Annotated in this window: 23 protein-coding genes; 10 read left to right on the top strand and 13 right to left on the bottom strand. The window is 63.0% G+C overall.

The window, feature by feature from the left end:
• The first annotated feature begins 30 nt into the window (after nucleotides 1–30).
• The 3 genes from cobS (B9A15_RS14530) to B9A15_RS14520 all read left to right on the top strand — a co-directional run bounded on the left by cobS (B9A15_RS14530) (nucleotide 31) and on the right by B9A15_RS14520 (nucleotide 2,915).
• Entirely contained in the window at nucleotides 31–804 is a 774-nt protein-coding gene (gene cobS / locus B9A15_RS14530) for an adenosylcobinamide-GDP ribazoletransferase (RefSeq protein ID WP_084410997.1), read from the top strand.
• 99 nt (nucleotides 805–903) lie between these two features.
• On the top strand, nucleotides 904–1,704 hold the full coding sequence (locus B9A15_RS14525) for an SDR family NAD(P)-dependent oxidoreductase (protein WP_084410995.1): 801 nt from the start codon (nucleotides 904–906) through the stop codon (nucleotides 1,702–1,704).
• Nucleotides 1,705–1,712: 8 nt separating this feature from the next.
• Nucleotides 1,713–2,915, top strand: coding sequence for a pyridoxal phosphate-dependent aminotransferase (locus tag B9A15_RS14520; RefSeq protein WP_084410993.1), 1,203 nt, complete (start codon nucleotides 1,713–1,715; stop codon nucleotides 2,913–2,915).
• A 266-nt stretch (nucleotides 2,916–3,181) separates the two neighbouring features.
• Here the strand turns inward: B9A15_RS14520 and B9A15_RS14515 are convergent, their stop codons facing one another.
• The 3 genes from B9A15_RS14515 to B9A15_RS14505 form a co-directional block, all read right to left on the bottom strand.
• Nucleotides 3,182–4,045: a transglutaminase-like domain-containing protein gene (locus B9A15_RS14515; RefSeq protein ID WP_084410991.1), complete on the bottom strand. Its 864-nt coding sequence runs from the start codon at nucleotides 4,043–4,045 to the stop codon at nucleotides 3,182–3,184.
• 237 nt (nucleotides 4,046–4,282) lie between these two features.
• Nucleotides 4,283–5,269 (bottom strand): cobaltochelatase subunit CobS, encoded by a 987-nt coding sequence (gene cobS, locus B9A15_RS14510; protein WP_084411041.1) that lies wholly within the window; start codon nucleotides 5,267–5,269, stop codon nucleotides 4,283–4,285.
• Nucleotides 5,270–5,411: 142 nt separating this feature from the next.
• Nucleotides 5,412–6,050 (bottom strand): J domain-containing protein, encoded by a 639-nt coding sequence (locus B9A15_RS14505; RefSeq protein WP_084410990.1) that lies wholly within the window; start codon nucleotides 6,048–6,050, stop codon nucleotides 5,412–5,414.
• Between the two features lie 183 nt (nucleotides 6,051–6,233).
• Between B9A15_RS14505 and B9A15_RS14500 the strand changes: the two genes are divergently transcribed.
• From B9A15_RS14500 to B9A15_RS14490, 3 genes are all read left to right on the top strand, one after another.
• Nucleotides 6,234–6,536, top strand: coding sequence for a BolA family protein (locus B9A15_RS14500; protein WP_084410988.1), 303 nt, complete (start codon nucleotides 6,234–6,236; stop codon nucleotides 6,534–6,536).
• 16 nt (nucleotides 6,537–6,552) lie between these two features.
• Complete coding sequence (locus B9A15_RS14495; protein WP_084411039.1) at nucleotides 6,553–7,239, top strand: YoaK family protein; 687 nt, start codon at nucleotides 6,553–6,555, stop codon at nucleotides 7,237–7,239.
• Between the two features lie 275 nt (nucleotides 7,240–7,514).
• Nucleotides 7,515–9,062: a putative bifunctional diguanylate cyclase/phosphodiesterase gene (locus B9A15_RS14490; RefSeq protein WP_084410986.1), complete on the top strand. Its 1,548-nt coding sequence runs from the start codon at nucleotides 7,515–7,517 to the stop codon at nucleotides 9,060–9,062.
• Nucleotides 9,063–9,186: 124 nt separating this feature from the next.
• Here the strand turns inward: B9A15_RS14490 and B9A15_RS14485 are convergent, their stop codons facing one another.
• From B9A15_RS14485 to B9A15_RS14470, 4 genes are all read right to left on the bottom strand, one after another.
• Nucleotides 9,187–9,693: a CYTH domain-containing protein gene (locus B9A15_RS14485; protein ID WP_084410984.1), complete on the bottom strand. Its 507-nt coding sequence runs from the start codon at nucleotides 9,691–9,693 to the stop codon at nucleotides 9,187–9,189.
• A 180-nt stretch (nucleotides 9,694–9,873) separates the two neighbouring features.
• Complete coding sequence (locus tag B9A15_RS14480) at nucleotides 9,874–11,388, bottom strand: HlyC/CorC family transporter (protein ID WP_084410982.1); 1,515 nt, start codon at nucleotides 11,386–11,388, stop codon at nucleotides 9,874–9,876.
• Nucleotides 11,385–12,533 (bottom strand): 3-dehydroquinate synthase, encoded by a 1,149-nt coding sequence (gene aroB / locus B9A15_RS14475; protein WP_084410980.1) that lies wholly within the window; start codon nucleotides 12,531–12,533, stop codon nucleotides 11,385–11,387. The genes B9A15_RS14480 and aroB overlap by 4 nt, the downstream gene beginning before the upstream one ends.
• Nucleotides 12,530–13,111, bottom strand: a complete 582-nt coding sequence (locus B9A15_RS14470; protein ID WP_084410978.1) for a shikimate kinase — start codon at nucleotides 13,109–13,111, stop codon at nucleotides 12,530–12,532. The genes aroB and B9A15_RS14470 overlap by 4 nt, the downstream gene beginning before the upstream one ends.
• Before the next feature lie 223 nt (nucleotides 13,112–13,334).
• Here B9A15_RS14470 and B9A15_RS14465 point away from each other — a divergent pair, with 223 nt between their 5' ends.
• The 4 genes from B9A15_RS14465 (at nucleotide 13,335) to B9A15_RS14450 (ending at nucleotide 16,950) form a co-directional block, all read left to right on the top strand.
• The gene (locus B9A15_RS14465) at nucleotides 13,335–13,556 is read left to right on the top strand and encodes a hypothetical protein (protein ID WP_084410976.1); all 222 of its coding nucleotides are present in this window, start codon (nucleotides 13,335–13,337) and stop codon (nucleotides 13,554–13,556) included.
• Entirely contained in the window at nucleotides 13,553–14,500 is a 948-nt protein-coding gene (locus tag B9A15_RS14460; RefSeq protein WP_084410974.1) for a site-specific tyrosine recombinase XerD, read from the top strand. Before B9A15_RS14465 ends, B9A15_RS14460 begins: the two co-directional genes overlap by 4 nt.
• 150 nt (nucleotides 14,501–14,650) lie before the next feature.
• A complete protein-coding gene (locus B9A15_RS14455; protein WP_084410972.1) occupies nucleotides 14,651–15,604 on the top strand; it encodes an acetyl-CoA carboxylase carboxyltransferase subunit alpha in 954 nt (317 codons plus the stop codon).
• Between the two features lie 353 nt (nucleotides 15,605–15,957).
• Nucleotides 15,958–16,950: a L,D-transpeptidase family protein gene (locus tag B9A15_RS14450; RefSeq protein ID WP_084410970.1), complete on the top strand. Its 993-nt coding sequence runs from the start codon at nucleotides 15,958–15,960 to the stop codon at nucleotides 16,948–16,950.
• A 39-nt stretch (nucleotides 16,951–16,989) separates the two neighbouring features.
• Here B9A15_RS14450 and B9A15_RS14445 read toward each other — a convergent pair whose 3' ends face one another.
• The 6 genes from B9A15_RS14445 to B9A15_RS14415 all read right to left on the bottom strand — a co-directional run bounded on the left by B9A15_RS14445 (nucleotide 16,990) and on the right by B9A15_RS14415 (nucleotide 21,367).
• On the bottom strand, nucleotides 16,990–17,664 hold the full coding sequence (locus tag B9A15_RS14445; RefSeq protein WP_084410969.1) for an ATPase: 675 nt from the start codon (nucleotides 17,662–17,664) through the stop codon (nucleotides 16,990–16,992).
• Nucleotides 17,636–17,854: a hypothetical protein gene (locus B9A15_RS14440; RefSeq protein ID WP_084410967.1), complete on the bottom strand. Its 219-nt coding sequence runs from the start codon at nucleotides 17,852–17,854 to the stop codon at nucleotides 17,636–17,638. The genes B9A15_RS14445 and B9A15_RS14440 overlap by 29 nt, the downstream gene beginning before the upstream one ends.
• Before the next feature lie 85 nt (nucleotides 17,855–17,939).
• The gene (gene pncB, locus B9A15_RS14435; protein ID WP_084411037.1) at nucleotides 17,940–19,244 is read right to left on the bottom strand and encodes a nicotinate phosphoribosyltransferase; all 1,305 of its coding nucleotides are present in this window, start codon (nucleotides 19,242–19,244) and stop codon (nucleotides 17,940–17,942) included.
• A 136-nt stretch (nucleotides 19,245–19,380) separates the two neighbouring features.
• Complete coding sequence (locus tag B9A15_RS14430; protein ID WP_084410966.1) at nucleotides 19,381–20,601, bottom strand: glycosyltransferase family 39 protein; 1,221 nt, start codon at nucleotides 20,599–20,601, stop codon at nucleotides 19,381–19,383.
• A 259-nt stretch (nucleotides 20,602–20,860) separates the two neighbouring features.
• A complete protein-coding gene (locus B9A15_RS23875) occupies nucleotides 20,861–21,094 on the bottom strand; it encodes a type II toxin-antitoxin system RelE/ParE family toxin (protein WP_425292963.1) in 234 nt (77 codons plus the stop codon).
• Nucleotides 21,095–21,178: 84 nt separating this feature from the next.
• On the bottom strand, nucleotides 21,179–21,367 hold the full coding sequence (locus B9A15_RS14415) for a hypothetical protein (RefSeq protein ID WP_139798402.1): 189 nt from the start codon (nucleotides 21,365–21,367) through the stop codon (nucleotides 21,179–21,181).
• Nucleotides 21,368–21,380 lie beyond the last annotated feature (13 nt).

The following is a 21,380-nucleotide window of genomic DNA, read 5'->3' as shown; positions in this document are numbered from 1 at the left end:
TGTCCGATCCCATCGGTTCATAGCCGAGGCATGATGTCACCTGCCCTTGCAGCCTTTTTGCGCGCGACCGCCTTTTTGACCCGCTTGCCGCCGGTGGCCCGCGCCTTCGAGAGAGGGGCTCATCCGCTCGGGAAAGACGTGCTGAGCTTCCCGATGGTCGGGCTCGTGGCCGCTCTTCCTGCGGCGCTTTTGCTCGCGATCCTCCCGGGGGCGGGCCTCACCTCGCTTGTCGCCGCAACCCTGGCCGTCGCGGCGACGATCCTGATCACCGGAGCACTCCATGAGGACGGCCTCGGCGATGTCGCCGACGGCTTGTTCGGCCATCACGGCCGGGAGCGGGCGCTCGCGATCATGAAGGACAGCCGCGTCGGCAGCTATGGCGCCTTGGCCCTGATCCTTGCTGTCGTCTTGCGCATCGCGCTGATCGCCGAACTCGTCTCTTTCAGCCCATCGGGTGCCGCCTTGGCGATCCTCGGCGCGGCCGCTTTCAGTCGCGGCGCCATGGTGCTTCTGTGGGCCAGCCTTCCCTCCGCCGATCCTGGCGGATTGGCCGATAGCGTCGGCCAGCCGGGCCGACGAGATGGCTGGCGCACCGCTTGGCTCGGGGCCGCGATCCTTTTCGTCCTTGCGAGCCTCGGCATAGGGCTTGGCCATGCGCTCTTGAGCCTTCTAGCCGGCGCGGCGATGCTTTTCGCCTTCCGCCGTTGGCTGCACAACCGGCTCGGCGGGCAGACCGGCGATACGCTCGGCGCGGCGCAGCAACTGACGGAAATCGCCGCTCTTTTCGCCCTATGCCTCGGTTAGCGCCCGGTTTGGGGGATTGAACCTATATCGCGGCGGGCGTAGGCAATCGCCACGAACAGGAACCCGCCAAGGCGGACCCCAACGGGAAAGGGCACTCCCATGGCACTCGACGGACGCGTCGCTATCGTCACCGGCGCAGCTCGCGGCATCGGCTATGCCATCGCTAGACGCTTCCTCCATGACGGCGCCAAGGTCGTTCTCTCCGATATCGAGGAAAAGGCCGGCCAGGCCGCCGCCCAGGAACTGAGCGAGCTTGGCGAAGTGCGTTTCGTGACCTGCAACGTCGCCAAGCGTCTCGACGTCCACAATCTCGTCGCGGCCGCGCTCGACGCCTTCGGCGATGTGGATATCCTCGTCAACAATGCCGGTATCGTCCACAAGGCGAAGTTTCTGGAGTTGGAAGAATCCGATTTCGACCGCGTCCTCAACGTCAATCTGAAGGGCGCCTTTCTCTGCGGCCAGGCGGTGGCGCGCCATCTGGTGGAGAAGGTCAAGAATGGCGGCTCGCCCGGTACGATCATCAATCTGTCGTCGGTGAATGCGGTCTTCGCGCTGGCCGATCAGGTCGGCTATTCGGTCTCAAAGGGCGGCCTGTCCCAGCTCACCAAGGTCATGTCCCTGTCGCTCGCCCCCTATGGCATCCGCGTCAACGCCATCGGCCCAGGCTCGATCATGACCGAGTTGCTCCATTCTGTCGCCAACGATCCGGAAGCCCAGCGGGTGATCCTGTCACGCACGCCGCTCGGCCGGATCGGTGAGCCCAAGGAGATCGCGGCGGTCGCGGCCTTCCTCGCCTCGGACGAGGCCAGCTATATCACCGGCCAGACCGTCTATGCCGACGGCGGCCGACTGAATCTCAACTACACCATGCCGGTGAAGACCAGCGACGACGAGGACTGAGGCTCTTTATGCTGCATACGATTTCCGCCTTCGACCGTATGGGCGAAGAGAATGCCTTCGCGGTCCTGGCGCGGGCGACCGCGCTCGCCCAAAAGGGACGAGACATCGTCAATCTCGGCATTGGCCAGCCGGATTTCAAAACCCCGGATCATATCGTCGAGGCGGCCATCAAGGCTCTGCGGGACGGCCATCATGGCTATACGCCCGCAACCGGCCTTCTTCAGACCCGCGAAGCCGTCGTGCGCCGCACGCTCTCGACCACCGGCGTCGAGGTCTCGCCCGAAAACGTCATGATCATGCCAGGCGGCAAGCCCACCATGTATGCCGCGATCGTCATGTTCGGAGAACCGGGCGCGGAAATCCTCTATCCCGATCCAGGCTTTCCGATCTATCGCTCGATGATCGAGTTCACCGGCGCCAAACCGGTTCCGGTGCCGATCCGCGAGGAGAACGGCTTTGCCTTCTCGGCCGAAGAGACGCTATCCCTCATCACCGATAAGACCCGCCTCCTCATCCTCAATTCGCCGGCCAACCCGACCGGTGGCGTGACCCCGCGCGCCGAGATCGAGAAGCTCGTCAAGGGTCTCGAAAAGCACCCCGACGTCGCGATCCTCTCTGACGAGATCTACGACGTCATGACCTATGACGGCGAAACACACACCTCGCTCCTCACCTTCCCCGAGCTTCGCGATCGCCTTATCGTCCTCAATGGCTGGTCGAAGACCTGGGCGATGACCGGCTGGCGCATGGGCTGGTCGATCTGGCCGAACGAGGGCAAGGGCGCCGGTCTCTACGACAAAGTGAGGAAGCTTGCGGTCAATTGCTGGTCCTGCGTCAACGCGCCGAGCCAGTTTGCCGGCATTGCGGCGATCGACGGGCCTCAGGACGAGGTGGAGGCGATGATGGCGGCCTTCGACCGGCGGCGAAAGCTGGTCGTCAAGGGCATGAACAGCCTCGAAAACATCTCCTGCGCCACCCCAAAAGGCGCCTTTTACGCCTTTCCCAACATTTCCAAGACCGGATGGAAGGCCAAGCCGCTCGCCTCAGCGCTTCTCGACGATGCCGGCGTCGCGCTGATCGGCGGACCGGATTTCGGCATACTCGGCGAAGGCTATATGCGCCTCTCTTACGCCAATTCCGAAGAGAACATTCAGCGGGCAATCGAGCGGATCGGCGCCTTTCTGGCGGAGAACCCGGCCGTCGCGGCCTGAGACGATTCACAGACCCCTGTGACGAGCTTGAATCGTAGGGGATTGCGACCGACCGTGGTCGTGACAATGACCTCGGGGAGTTGTCTCAGCAGCCGGGAGCAAGCGCCAACGGCTTCTTCCCCGTGGGGAGAAGCCGAAGCGTCCATGACCGGCACTTTCCTGTCAGCGAAAAAATATCTGAATGTCGTAGGTGTCGCGGCCTGGGAAGCGCTCATCGGCGCCGCTGGGCCTGATCGGCTCTCAGGCTTGATCCGCCGAAGGTTGTTTCAGGCCGTCGGCGGCGGTGCGACGCCATCCGTTGCGATCGCCTCGCTCGGCCGCTCGCCCGCCTCGGCTTTGCCGTCGGCCCGTTCTATGAAGACCTTGACGGGTCCCGGCTCCATTTCGCCAAAGGGCGACGCAAAGGCGATCTCGGCCGCGTCCCGCCCGACACCGATCCGCACCAGCCCGTCGAGCCGGGCCTGGCGCGTTGCATCGAACAGCCACCAGCGTCCATCGAGATAGGCCTCGAAGACCGCATGGAAGTCCGGCGGCACGAGCCCGAAGGCATAGGCGCTGACAAAGCGCGCCGGAATGTCGAGGGCGCGGCAGAAGGCGATGGCGATGTGGGAGAAGTCGCGGCAGACGCCGGCTCGCAGGAGAAGGCTCTCGTCGGCGGTCGTCACTTCGTTGGACGAGCCGCGACGATAATCGATATTATCATAGACCCAGTTGCAGATCGCCGTCACCCGCGCAAAACCGCGATCGAGATGGCCGAATTCCTTCTGGGCGAAGTCGGCGAGCCGGTCGGAGGAGACATAGCGCGAGGGCAGAAGATAGGGCAGGACGTCGAGCGGCAATTGGTGGAGCGGCGTCTCGCCGATCCCCTCCGGCGCCTCCCGGTGAACCTCGAGGCTCGCCTCGGCCTCGTAGCGCAGCGTCAAAGGTCCGGGCTCTGCGTTGATCGCCACATAGCGCGTCTGGGTATCGGGCACGATATGAACGCGCCGCTCGTAATCCGGCGAGATGACGAGCTTTTCCTGAAGATCGTGATGGTTCTCGATCCGCGCCGCCTCGACATTGAAGACGAAGAAGGTCGGAACCTTGACCTCATAGGAGAGATCGCAGCCGAAACGGTAGCGCGTGGTCATGGATCGGGTCTCGTGTCGGTTGAAGGGTCAGGAAGCGGCCAACAGGAGAATGGGGCGCAGAATACGCTCGGCGAGTCGGCCGAACCAATTAGGCCGAATGCGAGCGGCCGAGCTTTGGCTACGAACCGCACCGCTCATGCAACGTCGGCGCTCCACCTCGGCCGAGACAGTTCCCCAGCGCCCGGTCGGAGGCGTGATCGAGAGGACGCCGCTCAAGACGGCGCCCCCCTCACCTCGTCAATCGAGAACGAGATTGGCCGCGCTCTCGGCAAGCTCTTCGCCGAACGCCCGCTGATAGAACTCAGCCACCAGAGAGCGCTCCAGGTCGTCGCATTTGTTGAGGAAGGTCAGGCGGAAAGCCATGCCCACATCGCCGAAGATTTCGGCATTTTCGGCCCAGGTGATCACTGTTCTCGGGCTCATCACCGTCGAGAGATCGCCATTGACGAAGGCCGAGCGAGTGAGATCGGCAACGCGCACCATCTTGCTGACGGTCTGGCGGCCCTTCTCGTTCTGCCACGCCTTCACCTTGGACAGGACGATCTCAACCTCGTTGTCATGGGGCAGATAGTTGAGCGTCGTGACAATCGACCAGCGATCCATCTGCGCCTGATTGATCTGCTGCGTGCCGTGATAAAGGCCGGTCGTATCGCCAAGACCGACCGTGTTGGCGGTCGCGAACAGGCGAAAGGCCGGATGCGGGCGGATAACGCGGCTCTGATCGAGAAGCGTCAGACGACCGGAGGATTCCAAGACGCGCTGGATGACGAACATGACGTCCGGCCGCCCAGCGTCGTATTCGTCGAAGACGAGCGCGACATTGTGCTGATAGGCCCAGGGCAGGATGCCGTCACGAAATTCGGTGACCTGCTGGCCCTCGCGCACCACGATCGCGTCCTTGCCGACGAGATCGATTCGGCTGACATGGCTGTCGAGATTGACGCGCACGCAAGGCCAGTTGAGCCGGGCGGCGACCTGCTCGATATGGGTCGACTTGCCCGTGCCGTGATAGCCCGAGACCATGACGCGCCTGTTGCGCGAAAAACCGGCCAGGATCGCGAGCGTCGTCGGCTTGTCGAACCGGTAGTCGGGGTCGATCTCGGGAACGTGGGGGTCCGGGTTCTTATAGGCCGGAACGGTCAGATCGCTTTCGAAACCAAAGGTTTCGCGGACGGAGATCGTGGCGTCCGGGAGGGGGGCCACATCCTGTTCCGCTTTACTCATCGTGCCTCCTGGCCCCTCGAAGCGCCTTCGCGGGGTCCGAGCGGGCATGTCTGTCGTCCTTCGTCGCGTGAACACGGCGCGAGGAACCGTCGGGTCTCATCCCGGCCGAACATGCGCCGTCTTCCGCCTGTCGCCTTCGGCGTTAGCAGAAGCCGGACTGTTTCAAAAGCTTGTAGGCCTGAATGACGTCGCGCAACCGGTCCTCATGACCACGGTCGCCGCCATTGGCGTCGGGATGAAGCTGTTTCACGAGTTCCTTATACCGCGCGCGCACGGCCTCGCCAGTGGCCCCCTGCTCCAGATTGAGGGTTTCGAGCGCCTTTTGCTCCAAAGGTCGCACCCGGCGCCGAGCAGCCTGGCGCTGCGCCGCCTCGTCGTCCCCGAACATGTCGAATTTCGCGCGCCCGCGCCCACGCCGGGCCCGAGCAGGCCCAGCCCCGGCACCGGCCGCCCCGGCCGCGGCGCCCGGCGGGACCGAACCGTTATGGCCCATCGACCAGGTCGGCCGATGGCCGGTCAGTGAGTCCTTCAGATATTTCTGCACATCCTTGTCGTCGAGCCCGGAAAAGTAGTTGTACGACTTATTGTACTGCCGCACGTGCTCGATGCAGAAATTTAGATACTGGCCTTCGTAGTCGCGCCCCATCGGCGCCCGGTGGACACCGGGCTCGTTGCAGCCTTCCCAGGCGCATTCCGGGGTCGCGGGCTTGGGTTTGGGTCCGGTGCCGCTACCGCGCCGTTTCACGCGGATCGTGTCGAAATATTTGGAGTCGAGTTTCATCGCTGCCGATTATGGGTTTCACAGGGGGGCCGGACAAGAATTGACAGGCGGGAAAAACGCCTGAGACAAGCTTCGCACCATCGCTCGTCCCCTCTCTCCGGCGCGAAGCCGCGCATAAGAGACGAGGGAAACGGCGATCATGTGGCTTAGGCCTGAAAGATTGAAAAATTAAGGGATGCGCGAATGAGCACGAAACAGCGGATCGAAGCGAAGCTGGAAGAGGCCTTCAAGCCGGAGAGCCTCGCGGTCATCGACGAAAGCCATCTCCATGCCGGCCATCACCATCATGGCAGCGACCATCACGCCGCCTTCGATGGCTCCGGCGAGACCCATTTCCGCGTCCGTCTGGTGAGCGAAGCCTTTTCGGGCGAGAGCCGTGTCGCTCGCCAGCGGGCGATCAACAAGGTGCTGGCCGAGGAGCTCTCCAGCGGCGTCCATGCCCTCGCGATCGAAGCAAGCGCACCGGGCGAGCCGAGACGACGCTGATTTGGGTGCCCGGATCATGACGACGCAGATCGAGCACACGCGGACCCACGCGATCGTCGGCACGAGCTTCGCGCTGTTCCTGTCGGCCCTTGCCGGCATGACGGACGCGATCGGCTTCATGACCGCCGGCGACTTCATCTCCTTCATGAGCGGCAATACGACCCGGCTGGCGATCGCGGCCGGCGAGGGCCGGAGCGATGCGGCGATCCGCCTTGCGGCGATTCTGGTCCTCTTCGTCGCAGGCAATTCGATCGGGGTGATCACCGTCCGCTTTTCGAAAGACAGGGTCTGGCCCCTGCTCTTTCTCGTCTGCGCCTTTCTCTTTATCAGCGGTGCCGCGATCGGGGCCGACAGTGTCAGTATCGTCACTCTGATTCCGACGATCCTCGCCATGGGTGCCCTCAATGCCGCGCTGGAAACCGTCGCGGGTTATCCGGTCAGCCTCACTTACGTCACCGGCGCCTTATCGCGCTTCGGCAAAGGCCTTGGCCGCTTGATGACAGGAGAGCGAAAATTCGGCTTTCTGTACCAGTTGGCGCCGTGGATCGGCATGCTGGTGGGAGCGATCATTGGTACGTTGGTCCAGCTTGCGATCGGGCCGGCCTCCCTTTACGTGGCAGCGCTCCTCGCTCTTGCGCTCGCCCTCTTCGCGCTCGCCATTCCCCATCATTGGCAGACGGCTTTTCTCGGCCGGGACAGGTGAAGGGATGGAGAGTCGCGGATGTGAAAGAGGCTCGGAGCCAACCCACCGCATCGCCGCGAAGACCGAAGGATAGTCGATCACGAATCAGATTCAGCGTAAGAATCCGCGGACGAATACATTCTTTGTCATCGAGACGTCATCCGTTCGTCATAAATGGATGACTTTCTAAGTCATTATTACATAGAATTTCCTGAAAAAAGACTTGCGGTTCACCCATTCTCAACGATCCGCCGATAGAGTTCGACGCATACGAATTCCAAGGACCGGTTTCGTTCATGACCCGTTTCGATGGCCAGGCACCCCTGCGCGGCAGTCACCTCGGCATTCTCCTGCCGACGCTCTGCATCGCCGTGGCCTGCGCCGGAGCGGGAATTGCGACCTTTCACACCGAGCGGACCGCCAGCACATTCCTCATTCTGACCTCGCTGGCATGCGGTCTCCTCGCCTATGCTCAAGGCGCGCTTAGCCGCAAGCTCGGCGCCGACATCGCGAAATGGGCGGCCGAAGCCCGGCTCCAGTCCATGGCCTTCCGCTTCGACAATGTCTCAGGCGGGCTGACCCGCACGGCCTTCATCGACGATTGCGATACGCAGCTCCTTGCGGATCGCGGGCCCGGGGCCTTTCTGCTTCTGATGGATCTCGACCATCTCAAGCGGATCAACGACGCCCATGGCCACGGGAAAGGCGATTTCGCTCTGCGCCATTTCTCGAGCATCGCAAGAGCCCAATCGCCCGGGAGCCTGTTCGGGCGACTGGGCGGCGACGAATTTGCCATGCTGGTCATTCCTCAGAGCCCGGTCGATCCAGTCGAGTTCGCCAATCGTCTCTTGCGCAGCCTCGGCAAGACAGTCTGGCACGACCAGCAGCCGATGAATCTGTCGGCCTCGATCGGGATCGCGCTCGTTCAGGAGGGCTGCGCCAGTTTCGACGCGCTCACCCATCGGGCCGATCTCGCACTCTATGAGGCCAAGCGGAACGGGCGGGCCCAGGCGACGCTCTTCGTTCAAGACATGATGCGGGACCATCGATATGCCCGCGCGATCGAGCGGGAGCTGCGCGCGGCGGTCCTCCTTAATGAGCTCAGCCTTTCCTATCAGCCCTTCTTTCACGGCGACGGACAGCTATGCGGCTATCAAGCCGAGGCGCGCTGGGAGCACCCTTTGCGTGGCACCATCGCGCCCGACGAGTTCATTCCCATCGCCGAGCGCACCGTCCTCATCGACCTTCTCGGCGAATGGGTGATCCGTCATGCCTGCCGGCAGATGGCCTCGATGGCGGGGACGCTTCTTGCAATCGACGTCTCGGCGAGCCAGCTGAAGCGCGACACGCTGGTGGTGACCGTGCGGGAGGCGATCAAGGAAACCGGCATCTCGCCGAAGCGGCTTGTCCTGCAGTTCACCGAGGGGGGCGATCTCTCCGCGAGGAGCGATCTTCATCGCCGGGTCGAGGTCTTGCGAGAGATGGGAGTGCGGGTCGCGCTTGGCAATTTCGCCGGAAAGCACACCGGCCTTGCCAATCTGCGCTCTTGCCCGGTCGACGCGATCAAGATTGATCACTCCCTCGTGGCGCGCCTGGGCCAGGACCCGCTTCACAACGTGCTGGTCACGGCACTCATCAATATCGCCCATGCCTGTGGGCTGCCGGTCGCCGTGGGGGGCATCGAGACGCAGGAGCAGTTCCTGCTTGCCAAGGCAGCGGGTGCAGACCTCTTCCAAGGCTTATATCTGGCCGGGGCAGAGACCTTGCAGGCTGAAACGCTGAGCGTCGTGAGAGCCCAACCCGCATCGTTCGCCACCGCGCCTTCGCTGCGCCTTTTGGCCTGATCGTCCGTACAGGAAGGCCGCGTCATCGCTCGTCTCGAAACCGGCGGCAGGCTGACGAATCGTGGCATCATACATCCCGAACGAATGAACTGACCCTTAGGGTCCATTCATTCGTCCGGCGGCCTTACAAAGTTGCGGCGAACACATCTTCCATCGCGACTTGCCCGTCGATCCGTTCGACGAGACGAAGCAGCGTCGAATGGCGAAAGCGCGGATCGCCGGTGACTTCCTCGCCGAGCCAAGCCGGCCGTTCGAACGGCTCGTCCTCGCTTTCGAGTTCGATCTCCGCCCAGACCACATTGGACAGGGTTCCGACGAATTCATCGACTTCCCAGACATGGCCGCAATGGGGAACGAAATGGCGTATCTTCTCGACGATCGCCCCGGAACACAGACCGGCCAGGATTTCATCCGCCTCATCGAGCGGGATCGCATATTCATATTCGACGCGGCGAAAGCCGAGGCGGGGCCCCTTGAGGGCGAGCACGGCCTTGTCGTCCTGGCGGCGAATGCGGACCTTGCCGCGCTCGCCATGGCTCAAGAGACCATCGCGCAAAACGACGCGATGCTGGACCGCATGGCGCCATCCATCGTTGCGGACCAGGAATTTTCGCTCGATCTCGAAGCCCATACGGATGCTCTGTCAACAACTACAAATTCTGCGAAGACCCTCCCTTCAACGTCGAAGACTTGCAGGGAAATGTTCTTGAAGCGAACGGCAATCCACAGGATTGCGATGCTTGGCAATCCTCGTCAATGCCTATCGCCCAACGCTTCCTATACTCGAAAGCGCATCACGCGGTTCCGCCCGTTACCTGTGGCGCTCGTGATCACCATCCTCGCCGAGATCCTCGCTTGAGAGAAACCCGTCTTCCCGGACGCCGCGTGAGGGCGACACGTCGCTCTCCACCGCTTCGTCCGCCTCCCGGCGGGCTTCCTCGACGGCGAGGGCGGCGACCTCCTCGTCGAGCCCCTCTTCCTCGTCCATCTCATATTCATCGCTCTGGGCGGCCGCGCCGATGGCGAGCGCGGCAAGCGCACCCTTCTTGGGCGGCACGACGACGGAGGCCGAGCGAATGCGCAGCTTGGCGATGCGGTTGCGCTCGCGTTTCAGGACCGTGAAGCGCTTCTGGAAGAAGGTGAAGGCCTGACGCTCCTCGGGGATCGTGCCGGTCTCGTGGATGACGAGGCCGGCGATCGTCACAGCCTCCTCGTCCGGCAGATTCCAGTCGAGCGCCCGGTTGAGATCGCGGATCGGCACCTGTCCGTCGACGACCACCGAGCCGTCGGCCTCGGTCTTGACGCCCTCGATCTCCACATCGTGCTCGTCGGCGATATTGCCGACGATCTCCTCCAGAATGTCTTCGAGCGTGATCAGCCCTTCCACCTCGCCATATTCGTCGACGACGATGGCGAAATGGCTCTTACGCCGGAGGAAGGCGTTGAGCTGGTCCTGAAGCGTCGTCGTCTCGGGCACGAACCAGGGCCGTGCGCAGATCTTCATGATGTTGATGCGCGAGGGATCGTTGTCGACCTCGTGAAGGGCGCGCAGGAGATCCTTGGCATGCACCACACCGACGATGTTGTCGTAATGGCTGCGCCAGACCGGCATGCGGGTATAGGGGCTTTCCAGGATCTGCTTGACGATCTCGGCCGGCGGGTCCTCGGCATTGACCTGCCGCATGCCCGTCCGGTGGACCATCACGTCGGACACCTCCAACTCGTGAAGATCGAGGAGACCGCCCAGCCGGTTTCGGTCGGCATTGACGAGCGAGCCCTCCCGGTGAAGCACTTCGACGGCGCCGCGCAACTCCTCATGGGCGGTCAGCAGCGAGGCCGACGAATCGCGTCCGGCGCCGATCAGAGCGAGAAGCTGCCGCACGATCCAGTTGATGATCCGCGTCAGCGGTCCGAGCACGGCGACGACGATGGAAACCGGGCGCGAGACCCTGAGAGCAAAGCCGTCCGGCGAGGCGATCGCGGCCGATTTGGGCAAGACTTCGGCGAAAATGACGACGAGGATCGTCATGCCGATCGTCGCATAGACCACGCCCGCTTCGCCGAAGAGGCCTAGAAAAGCGGTCGTTGCGAGCGAAGAAGCCAGGATGTTGACGAGATTGTTGCCGATGAGAAGAGCGCCGATCAGCCGGTCCTTCTTCTCGATCAGCGTTTGCACGACCGTCGCCCGGCTGTCGCCATTCTTCTCATAGGACAGGAGACGCGCGCGGGAGACCGCCGTCAGCGCCGTCTCCGAGCCCGAAAAGAAGGCCGAGCAACAGATCAGCACGAAAACCACGAAAAGGAGAATCCAGAGCCCCGTGCTCATGCTGCGAGTTCCGTGGACAGGAAGTTGGCGATATGGCCTGCATCGACGTCGCGGGCGATGAAGGCGCGCCCGATCCCCCTCGTCAGGATGAAGGTCAGTTTGCCGCGCGCGACCTTCTTGTCCTGGCTGATCGCCTGCATCAGCGCTTCGACGCTCGGGGCATTGCCGGGAATATCCTGAATTCGCGTCGGCAGGCCGCAGGCCTTCAGATGGGCCTCGACACGCGCAACGTCGCCTTCCGGGCAAAGGCCTTCAGTCGCCGAATAGCGATGGGCGAGCGCCATGCCGATCGCCACGCCCTCGCCATGAACGAGGCGGGCCGTGTCATAGGCGGCGAACTTTTCCAGAGCATGGCCGAAGGTGTGGCCGAGATTGAGAAGCGCGCGCACGCCGCCTTCATGCTCGTCGGCCGCCACGACGGCGGCTTTGGCTTCGCAGGAGAGAGCGATCGCCTCGGTGCGGGCCGTTCCGCCCGCAAAGACCGATTGTCGATTGGCGTCGAGCCATTCGAAGAAATCCGGCCGATCGATGAGGCCGTATTTGACGACCTCCGCATAGCCGGCCGCAAATTCCCGTGGCGAGAGCGTATCGAGCAGCGCCGTATCGGCCAGCACCAAGGCGGGCTGGTGAAAGGCGCCGACGAGATTCTTGCCCTGAGGCGAATTGATGCCGGTCTTGCCACCGACCGAGGAATCCACCTGTGCGAGAAGGCTCGTCGGCATCTGGATGAAGCCCATCCCGCGCCGGGTCACGGCGGCCGCAAAGCCGGCGAGATCGCCGACAACGCCGCCGCCGAGGGCGAGCACGGCGTCGCCGCGTTCCAGACGCGCCTCGATAACGGCTTCGACCACACGGATCAGCCCGTCATAGGACTTCGTGCCCTCGCCCGCCGGCACGATGACGGGCACATGCTCGATGCCAGCGGCCTTGAGCGATAGGGACAGGCGTTCCAGATGAAGACCCGCCACGGTCTCGTCCGAGACGACGGCCAGACGCACGCCCGGCATCCGGGCGGCAATTTCCGCGCCCGCCTCGTCGATCAGCCCTTGATGGATGAGAATGTTATAGGACCGGTCGGCGAGATCGACCCGGACAATGCGGCGCTCCAGGGGCGCTCCGGCCGGCTTTGCGCTCATCTCGTTCATCGCTCGTTCCTTTCGAGAAAGGCTTGCACGGCTTCGGCGACCTCGCTCGCCACCTGTTCGCGCTTGACGTTGCGCGATTCGATTACGATGTCGGCCTGCCCATAGATCGGATATCGCTCCTTGATCAGCCGCCGCATGGTCTCTCGCGGATCGGCGGTCTTGAGAAGCGGCCGGTTGCTCCGGCGCGAGACACGCTCCATCAGCGTGTCGAGATCGGCCTTCAGCCAGACGGTCACGGCCGTGGATTTCAGCCGCTCGCGCGTCTCGCCATTCATATAGGCGCCGCCGCCGGTGCCGACGACCTGGGGCCCTTCGACGGCGAGGCGTTGAACGACCCGCGCCTCCAGCGCCCGAAATTCCGGCTCGCCATAGGCCTCGAACAGCTCCGGGATCGTCATCCGCGAAACCTCTTCGATCTCCACATCCGAATCGCGAAAAGGGAGGCCGAGAAGCGAGGCGAGGCGCCGCCCGACTGTCGTCTTGCCGGCGCCCATCAGCCCAACGAGAGCGATGGTCCGCGATCCCAGCCGCTCGCGCAGCCGCGCGACATCCGCGATCGCCGATGCATCACCGCCCATTCCCAACTCCTCCAGAACGCCCGTCCTCACGCCTATCGCCCCTTCAAAACGGAGGCGCCGAATTCTTCGGCCACGAGGACCACTCCGCAATGCGCGTGCGAAAGAGACAAGTAAGCCAAGGCGGGTATGACCTTCACAGACGCTTTCCCTCTCGGCCAACGCACGCTAAGAGCGTTTCCATCGTGAGGGACACAACAAGACGCAAGGATCGCCGGGCGCCGCGATGCCGACCCTTTTTCGCCTTCTCACGACCCTCGCCGTCATTGCGGGGATCATCTACGGCATCATGGCCGCGCTCGTCTACTTCGTCGAGCCGAACCGCCAGGAGCTGACGATCGACGTCGAGCTGCCACCCTTGAAGGTGGTGCCGGCTCCGCCTGAGATGCCACCAGCGGCCGACCCACCGGCAAGCGAGGCCGCACCAGAGGGAGCGACCAGCCAATGAGCATCTCGGTTCGCGACCAGGCGGCAGTGGAAGCCTTTCTGGAAATGATGGCGGTCGAGCGGGGTGCCGCCACAAACACGATCGAGGCTTATCGACGTGATCTCGACGGCGCGGCCGAATTCCTCGCCGGCCAGGGCGGGCTCTTCAACGCCACGAGCGAGACGATCCGCGCCTTTCTCTCCGATCTCGCGAAGCAGGGCTTTTCCGAATCGACCCGCTCGCGAAAACTGTCGGCGCTGCGCCAGCTCTTCCGTTTTCTCTATGCGGAAGGCCAACGCGCCGACGATCCGACCGGCCCGGTGGAGGGCGCGCGCAAGCGCCGGCCCTTGCCCAAGGTGATGAGCGAGGCGGAGGTCGACCGGCTTCTCGATCTCGCCGAACAGGAAGCGGCCGACCCGGCTCTCGCCCCGCCCGCGCGGGTTCGCGCCGTCCGGCTGCGGGTTCTGGTCGAGCTTCTCTATGCGACGGGCCTTCGCGTCTCCGAGCTCGTATCCCTGCCCAAAAGCCTCCTGACCTCGCGCTCGCGGGTGATCCCGGTGGTTGGCAAGGGCAACAAAGAGCGGATGGTGCCGATCGGCGATGCGGCCCGCGCCGCCCTCGACGCCTATGGCGCGGCGCTTGCCGCGGCCAAGGTGTCGATGGAAGGGCCATGGCTCTTTCCAGCCGATTCGGAGAGCGGCCATCTCAGCCGTCAGCTTTTCGGGCGAGAACTCAAAGCACTGGCGGCACGGGCTTCGATCACGCCGGCCAAGATCTCGCCCCACGTGCTGCGCCATGCCTTTGCAAGCCACCTTCTTCAGCATGGAGCCGACCTTCGGGCTGTGCAGGAGCTGCTCGGCCATGCCGACATTTCCACCACGCAGATCTATACCCATGTGCTGGAAGAACGGCTCCATAAGCTGGTGAGCGAGCATCATCCCCTTTCGAGGGTGGGCCGGGACTGATAACAGAAGCCGCGTCGCAGCTTGAAATTGAGCCCTTTCCGCCTCACCTCCCCGCCGAGGAAAGCGGCGAAGGCCTGGATTGCGGCGTTGAACGGCGCATGATCTTTCGCCGAACGGATGAACCATCAAGGCGGCGCAAGCCGGACGGGAATGCACAACTATCTGGATTTCGAAAAACCGGTCGCCGATCTGGAAGGCCAGATCCTCGAGCTGAAGAAGATCGAGGGGGAAGACGACGCGGTCGACGTCCATGAGGAGATCGCCCGGCTGGAGACGCGCTCGCAGGATGCGCTCGCCGCGCTCTATCAAAAGCTGTCCCCGTGGCAAAAGACACAGGTCGCCCGCCACCCCGACCGGCCCCATTGCTCAGACTACGTGAAGCGGCTGATCACCGATTTCGTGCCGCTCGCCGGTGATCGCTATTACGCCGAGGACTATGCGATCATCGCCGGTTTCGGGCGCTTCGACGGCGAGCCGGTCGCGGTGATCGGCCAGGAAAAGGGCAACGACACCCAGACCCGGCTGAAGCACAATTTCGGCATGGCCCGCCCGGAAGGCTACCGCAAGGCCGTGCGCATCATGGAGATGGCCGAGCGATTCGACATCCCCGTGCTGACCCTCGTCGACACGGCCGGCGCCTATCCCGGCATCGGCGCCGAGGAGCGCGGCCAGGCCGAGGCAATCGCCCGGTCGATCGAGACCTGCCTCGGTCTGACGGTGCCCCTCGTCTCGTTGGTCATCGGCGAAGGCGGCTCGGGCGGCGCCATCGCGATCGCCACCGCCAACCGGGTCTTCATGCTGGAACATGCCATCTATTCGGTGATCTCGCCGGAGGCCGGCGCCTCGATTCTCTGGCGCGATGCGACGCGCGCCCGCGACGTTGCCCAGGCGATGAAGATCACGGCCCAGGATCTGAAGGAATTCGGCATCATCGACGCCATCGTGGAGGAGCCGATCGGCGGCGCCCATCGCGACCCGGAAACGACGATCGATCGCGCGGCGGAGCATATTCGCCGGGGCCTATCGGAGCTGCTCGCCCTCGACGGGCAGGCACGCAAGCGCGAGCGCCGCGAGAAGTTCCTGGCGATTGGCCGCAATCTTTGATGACGGCCTGTGGCGGGCCGGACACGCCCGCCATCTTTCGTGACTCTGGGAAAGCTGCCAAAATTCGGCCGCTGTCTTTCTATTTTGTAATGGGGCGACAGACTGGCAGCGTTTTGGTTTCGAAACGATCGTCTGCGCTCGCGGCGCATATGTTAAGAATTCGTGAAGTCTTGACGGAATCTTAACATTTGGCCGCCACGATGAGGGGACATGCGTCCCGGCGGTGCTTGCTGCCAGCGGACGCGAAGCCGAAGCCTGCGCGAGAGATTGAATCACGCGGCGCGGCGAGATGGCTGGACGGGGACCCGCAGGGGAAGGCGGGGCCACGTTCCAACTGATGGGGACGTTTGGGGATGTCACTGCGCCGATTCATGACGGCCGTCGCGCTGGCTGCCAGCCTGTTCGGAATTTCCGGCTGCAAATATGACGATCTCATTCCGGCCGAGGCACCGCTGCCGACCGCTCTGGTCCGCGCGATCCAGGCCAAAGGGATGGGCGTCAATTCGCCGATCCTCGTCCGCCTCTTCAAGGAAGAGTCCGATCTGGAGATCTGGAAACAGACGACCGACGGCACCTACGCCCTTTTGAAGACCTACGAGATCTGCGCCTGGTCGGGCAATCTTGGACCCAAGAAGAAGGAGGGCGACCGCCAGGCGCCCGAAGGCTTCTATACGGTGACGCCGACCCAGCTGAACCCAAATTCCAACTATCACCTCGCCATCAATATGGGCTATCCGAACCTGTTCGACCGCGCCAATGGGCGCACGGGCAGCCATCTAATGATCCATGGCTCCTGCAATTCGTCCGGCTGCTACGCCATGGATGATGAGCAGGTTCAGGAAATCTATTCCCTCGCCCGCCATTCCTTCGAAGGCGGTCAGCGCGAATTCCAGATCCAGGCCTATCCCTACCGGATGACGCCCGAGAACATGGCGCGGCATCGCAATTCCGAACATTTTGCCTTCTGGCAGAATCTGAAGCAGGGCTACGACCATTTCGAGGTCACCAAGCGTCCGCCCAATGTGGGCGTCTGCGACCGCCGCTATGTCTTCGATCAGAGCGCCGAGACCGTGTCGCAGTTGAGCGCCACCGGCCCCTGCCCGGACTTCTCGCTGCCGGTGGAAGTGGCGGCTAAGAACGCTCGCGACGCCCAGGAGGTCGAGCGTCTCGTCTCGACCATGGAAGAGAGCGAGTTCGCCACCTATTCGACCTTCTCCTACCGCACCGGCCAGCGCATCTCGGCCGACGCCTATGCGGCCGAGCAGCATCGCCGCCCGGGCTATGATCGCCAGGGCAACCGCGTCGGCGGCGGTGGCGGCTCGATCTTTTCGAGCTTCCTGAAGTAATGATCAGCGGTCTCCGGCTTCAACCGGCGGCCGGTGGTATCATCTAGGATCGGATCCAGGGTGCCGGGCGGCCCGGAAGACCGCATCCATATTTATGTCGAGGGCCTGCGCAACGATTTCCGCCAAACGGACATGCGACGGCATCGCTTCGTCGAGACGGTTGGCCACGAGCTTACCGCGCTGCAAAGCCAGCAACATCCGAGGCTCCAAGCCGCTATTGTCGAACAGGAGACTGTTGTCCGCCAGCCGCAGGGCATGCGGAAGGCGGACAAACGCCGTCTTGTAGCGACGTCGGATCACCTCTGCGGGAATGTCGTGTCCACCACGGGACACCCGCTCCGCCACACGAAGAATGTTGAGCTCTGGACTGTCGAGCGCGACGTAGACGAGCGCCACCTCGTATCCCAGGTCATGGCACCTTTCCATCACAGAGAGGGATTGCCGACTGCTGAGCGTCGTCTCGTAGACAAAACTGCGTCGATCGTTGAGGAGCTCGTCGATCATCTTGAGCACCAAGCGCCCTGCCGCGATCGACACGGACTCGGGATTGGTCGGGTCGATGCGCCGAGCGACGAGGTCCGCATTCACGAACTCGCCGTCGAGAGACAACAGAGGATAGATCGTCGATTTGCCCGAGCCATTAGGGCCGGCAATGATTGTGCAAAAAGCGGTACCGCGAGATGTCTCAGCCACGCCGTGCCAGGGCAGCGGCAATGCACTTCTCTTCCTCCGCCTCGCCGATCAAGACGCGGTTTCCGTCCGGCATCTCCTTCACGATTCCCTCTCCCAGCGAAGGATCGCGGTAGTAAGCCGGAACCCCGGCCTCGCGCGCCCGCTCGAGCGCGATGGCCCCGGCTTGCCGAACGCGGTCTTCGTTCTCGCGCCACTTATCGAGAAGCATCATGTTTTGAAACCCGTCTTGCGCCTCCCCAACATACGCGATGCCATCGTCGTTTGCTATAAGGACATAGGCACGGACCGGCGCCCGCCTAGACCCTGACCGCCCGCTCGGCATAGCTCGGGGCGCCGAAGACGCGGCGATAGCGCTCGACTTCGTCCGCCTCGCCCGTCGCCTTGGCCGCATTGTCCGAGAGCTTGACGGCCGGACGCCCATCGGCGTTCGCCACCTTGCAGACCAGCGAAATCGGATCGAGGCCAGGGATCGGCTCCGGGGCGACACCTCGGAAGTCGTTGGTGAGATTGGTGCCCCAGCCGAAGCTCATGCGCACCCGTCCTTCGAAGTGGCGATAGGCCTCCTCGATCGTGTCCGAATCGAGCCCGTCCGAGAAGACCAGCAGTTTCTCCTTCGGATCGATGCCCATCCGCTCCCACCAGGCAATGATCTCCTCACCGCCTTCGATGGGGGGCGCCGAGTCGGGCCGAAAGCCGGTCCAGTCGGCGATCCAGCGCGGCGCCGATTTCAGGAAGCTCGTCGTTCCGAAGGTGTCGGGCAGGACGACGAGAAGATTTCCGCCATAATAGCGCTGCCACTCTTCGAGAACGGCATAGGGCGAAGCCTTCAGCGCCTCGTCCCCTTCTGCCAAAGCGGCAAGCACCATGGGCAGCTCATGGGCGTTCGTTCCGATCGCTTCGAGATCGGCTTCCATGGCCAGAAGCACATTGGATGTGCCGATGAAGCGATCACCGAGCCCCTCCTTCAAGGCTTCCACGCACCAGCGCTGCCAGAGGAAGGAGTGGCGCCGGCGCGTGCCGAAATCGGAGATTCTTAAGTTCGGCAGCTTCTGGAGCTGCTCGACCTTCTCCCACATCTTGGCCTTGGCGCGGGCATAGATCACATCGAGCTCGAATCGCTTGGCATGGCGAAGCGCGGCGCGCGAGCGCAGCTCGTTGACGATGGCAAGGGCCGGTATCTCCCACATCATGGTGTGGGTCCAAGGGCCGGAAAAGGTCAGCTCGAATTGCCCATCCACTACGTCGAGCCGATATTCGGGTAGGCGGAAATCCTCGAACCAGTCGAGAAATTCCGGCAGAAAAATCTGCTTCGTCCCGTAAAAGCTGTTGCCGGCGAGCCAGATCATCTCGCGCTTGGTGAGGCGCAAGGAGCGGGCATAATCGAGCTGGGCGCGCAGTTCAGCCTCGTCGATGACCTCGGCCAAGCGAACCGATGTCGTGCGGTTGATCAGCTTGAAGGTGACTTGCGTCTCGGGATGCAGCCCGCGCACCATCTGCAGCATCAGAAGTTTGTAGAAGTCGGTGTCGAGCAGGCTGCGCACGATCGGGTCGAGCTTGAAGGTGTGGTTCCACACCCGAGTGGCGATATCCGTCGCGACCATCATGCCGTCTCACTCCCCCGCTTGCGGCCGTTCGATCGCCAGCCGCCGGGCCTCCAACGGCCCACCGACCGCCTACACGATGCGCTTCTTCGCGAAAACACTTGGCCACGACGAAATCTTGAGGAACAGACTCAAATCAACCGACCCCAAAGCTGCGAATTAGGAAGACGAGCGTCGTCACCATCGCCGCAACGAGGCCCCAGGCGATGACGACGCGATTGGCGTGGCCAGAGGGATCGGCGCGATCAAGGGCGAAGGCGACCAACGGCGCGCTCATCACAAGCGCCGGATGCAGCCAGTAGGTTTCGACGGCGGTCGCGCCCGAGGCGAGGATGAGCACAAGGCCGATCGACAAGACAAGCAGCATCGTGCGCAGAATCAAACGGATACCCGTCGACGTCCTGAACGCCGCGAAGGCGACGGACACACCGCCCCGGCCTTCGAGATATAGAAGCCCCAGAAGCGCGACGAGCATGAGCGGAGCCACATAGGCAGCGATCGCAAGCATGTAATTGCCGAGGCCCAAAGCGGCGGTCCACAAGGGCTCGCCCTCGACGAAAGCGAATTTCTTGGCGCTGTCATCGAGCGTCTGGAGCCGATCGAGGAGCCATGAGACCGGCGCCGCGAGGATCAGAACCGCCATCGCCATGAAGGCGACAGGGCCGAAGCGCGGCATCATCCGGCGCGCATCGCTGAGCGAGGCAAAGGCGACGAAGGCGCAGCCGATGAGAAGCGCCGTGTTGTATTTCGACAGGAGGGCGAAGGCGGCGACAACGCCAAGACCGGCCCAGAGAGAAAGGCGCCTCGTCCGCGTCGCGCAGACCAGGAGGGCGACGAAGAGCACAGAAAAGAAAAGCGCCGACAAGGAGTGGCTGAAGGTGCGTTGGGCCTCCCAGCCGATCTGCGGCAGGAGAAAGGCCCCGAACAGGCCGGCGCCGAGCGCATCGCCCTTCAAGCCGAGGGCCCAGCAGAGGCCGGCCAGGGCGACGAAGAAGGCCGAGACGACGAACCAGCGGGCGGCGAGCACCGCCGTCAGCCCCTCGCCAAACAGGCTTTGCAAGCTCATGACGATCCAGGTGTGAACCGGCGGCTGAACCCCGCTATAGCCGAGAGCCCAACCGGTCGCCTGGCTCAGCTGCTCGGCATCATCCGCAGACGGGGGGCGGCCGTCGAGAAGGATCAGCCCGAAATTGACGGCCAGAATGGCCAGAATGGCCAGAAGCGGCGCCGGGACGCCTGCAAGCTGCGCGGCGGAAAAGCGCCGGACCGGCCTGTCGACCGCGTGGGTAAACGCCGTCAGGCGAGACGACAAGGTCGAGGGCGCGGAACGCGCCTGCCGTGTTTCGATCGAGGTCATGATTCCCGCTGTCTCATCGGCCGATCCGATTGGATCGCACGAAGCCTACGGCCTTTCGGGTGATACCGAAGATGTTCGAAAAGCCGGCTGCCGTCCATTCATTCGACGATCTCGCGATCAGACGTGCCGTTACGGGCATCGTGCCCAGATTGCGAGAGATCGATGACTACGAGCTTGTCTGCGATTTGCCGCCGACGCTCTCATCCTCGTCCATCGGATATTTCAATCGGCCATGCAAGACGCGTTCGACATCCACATTTTAGGCGTCCGGGAGGCTGTAGACGATTCGATAAGGCGTCCTTGGAACCGTCAATTCGCGCGTTCCGGAGATTACCCTCGCGGCCGAGAAGCGGGAAAGCTCCAATTGATCGAAAGCTGCGAAAATTGCCGTAAGCAGTCGTCGATAGCCTTGCGGGCTTTCGAATTGAAGATAATCGCGCAAAGCACGCAAATCAGCTTGTGCGTCGTCGGAAAGCCTAGAGTGAGACGCCAAAAAGTTGATCGACTTTTTGGATCACGGCTTACGACAAACAAGAGCTTAGAGTGAATATGCGACCCAACTTGGTCGCGTTTCACTCTAAGATGCATCGAGCTTGAATATGCGGCGAACATGATCGAGCGGCGTATAACCCATGTCCCCTCGCGCTTTTTTCGCAAGGGTCTCGGCAATCTGCTCGTTCATCCAAGCCCGATGCTCAGATGCTATCTCATCGTCCCTGATGGGCTCAGCAAAACCGTCTATGCTCTTGATTTTGAGATCGGCCATAGACCTAGCATGC

Origin of the sequence: Fulvimarina manganoxydans (genome assembly GCF_900176465.1) — a bacterium.
GTDB classification, from domain to species: domain Bacteria; phylum Pseudomonadota; class Alphaproteobacteria; order Rhizobiales; family Rhizobiaceae; genus Fulvimarina; species Fulvimarina manganoxydans.
This window is presented reverse-complemented; position numbering and strand designations above follow the sequence as displayed.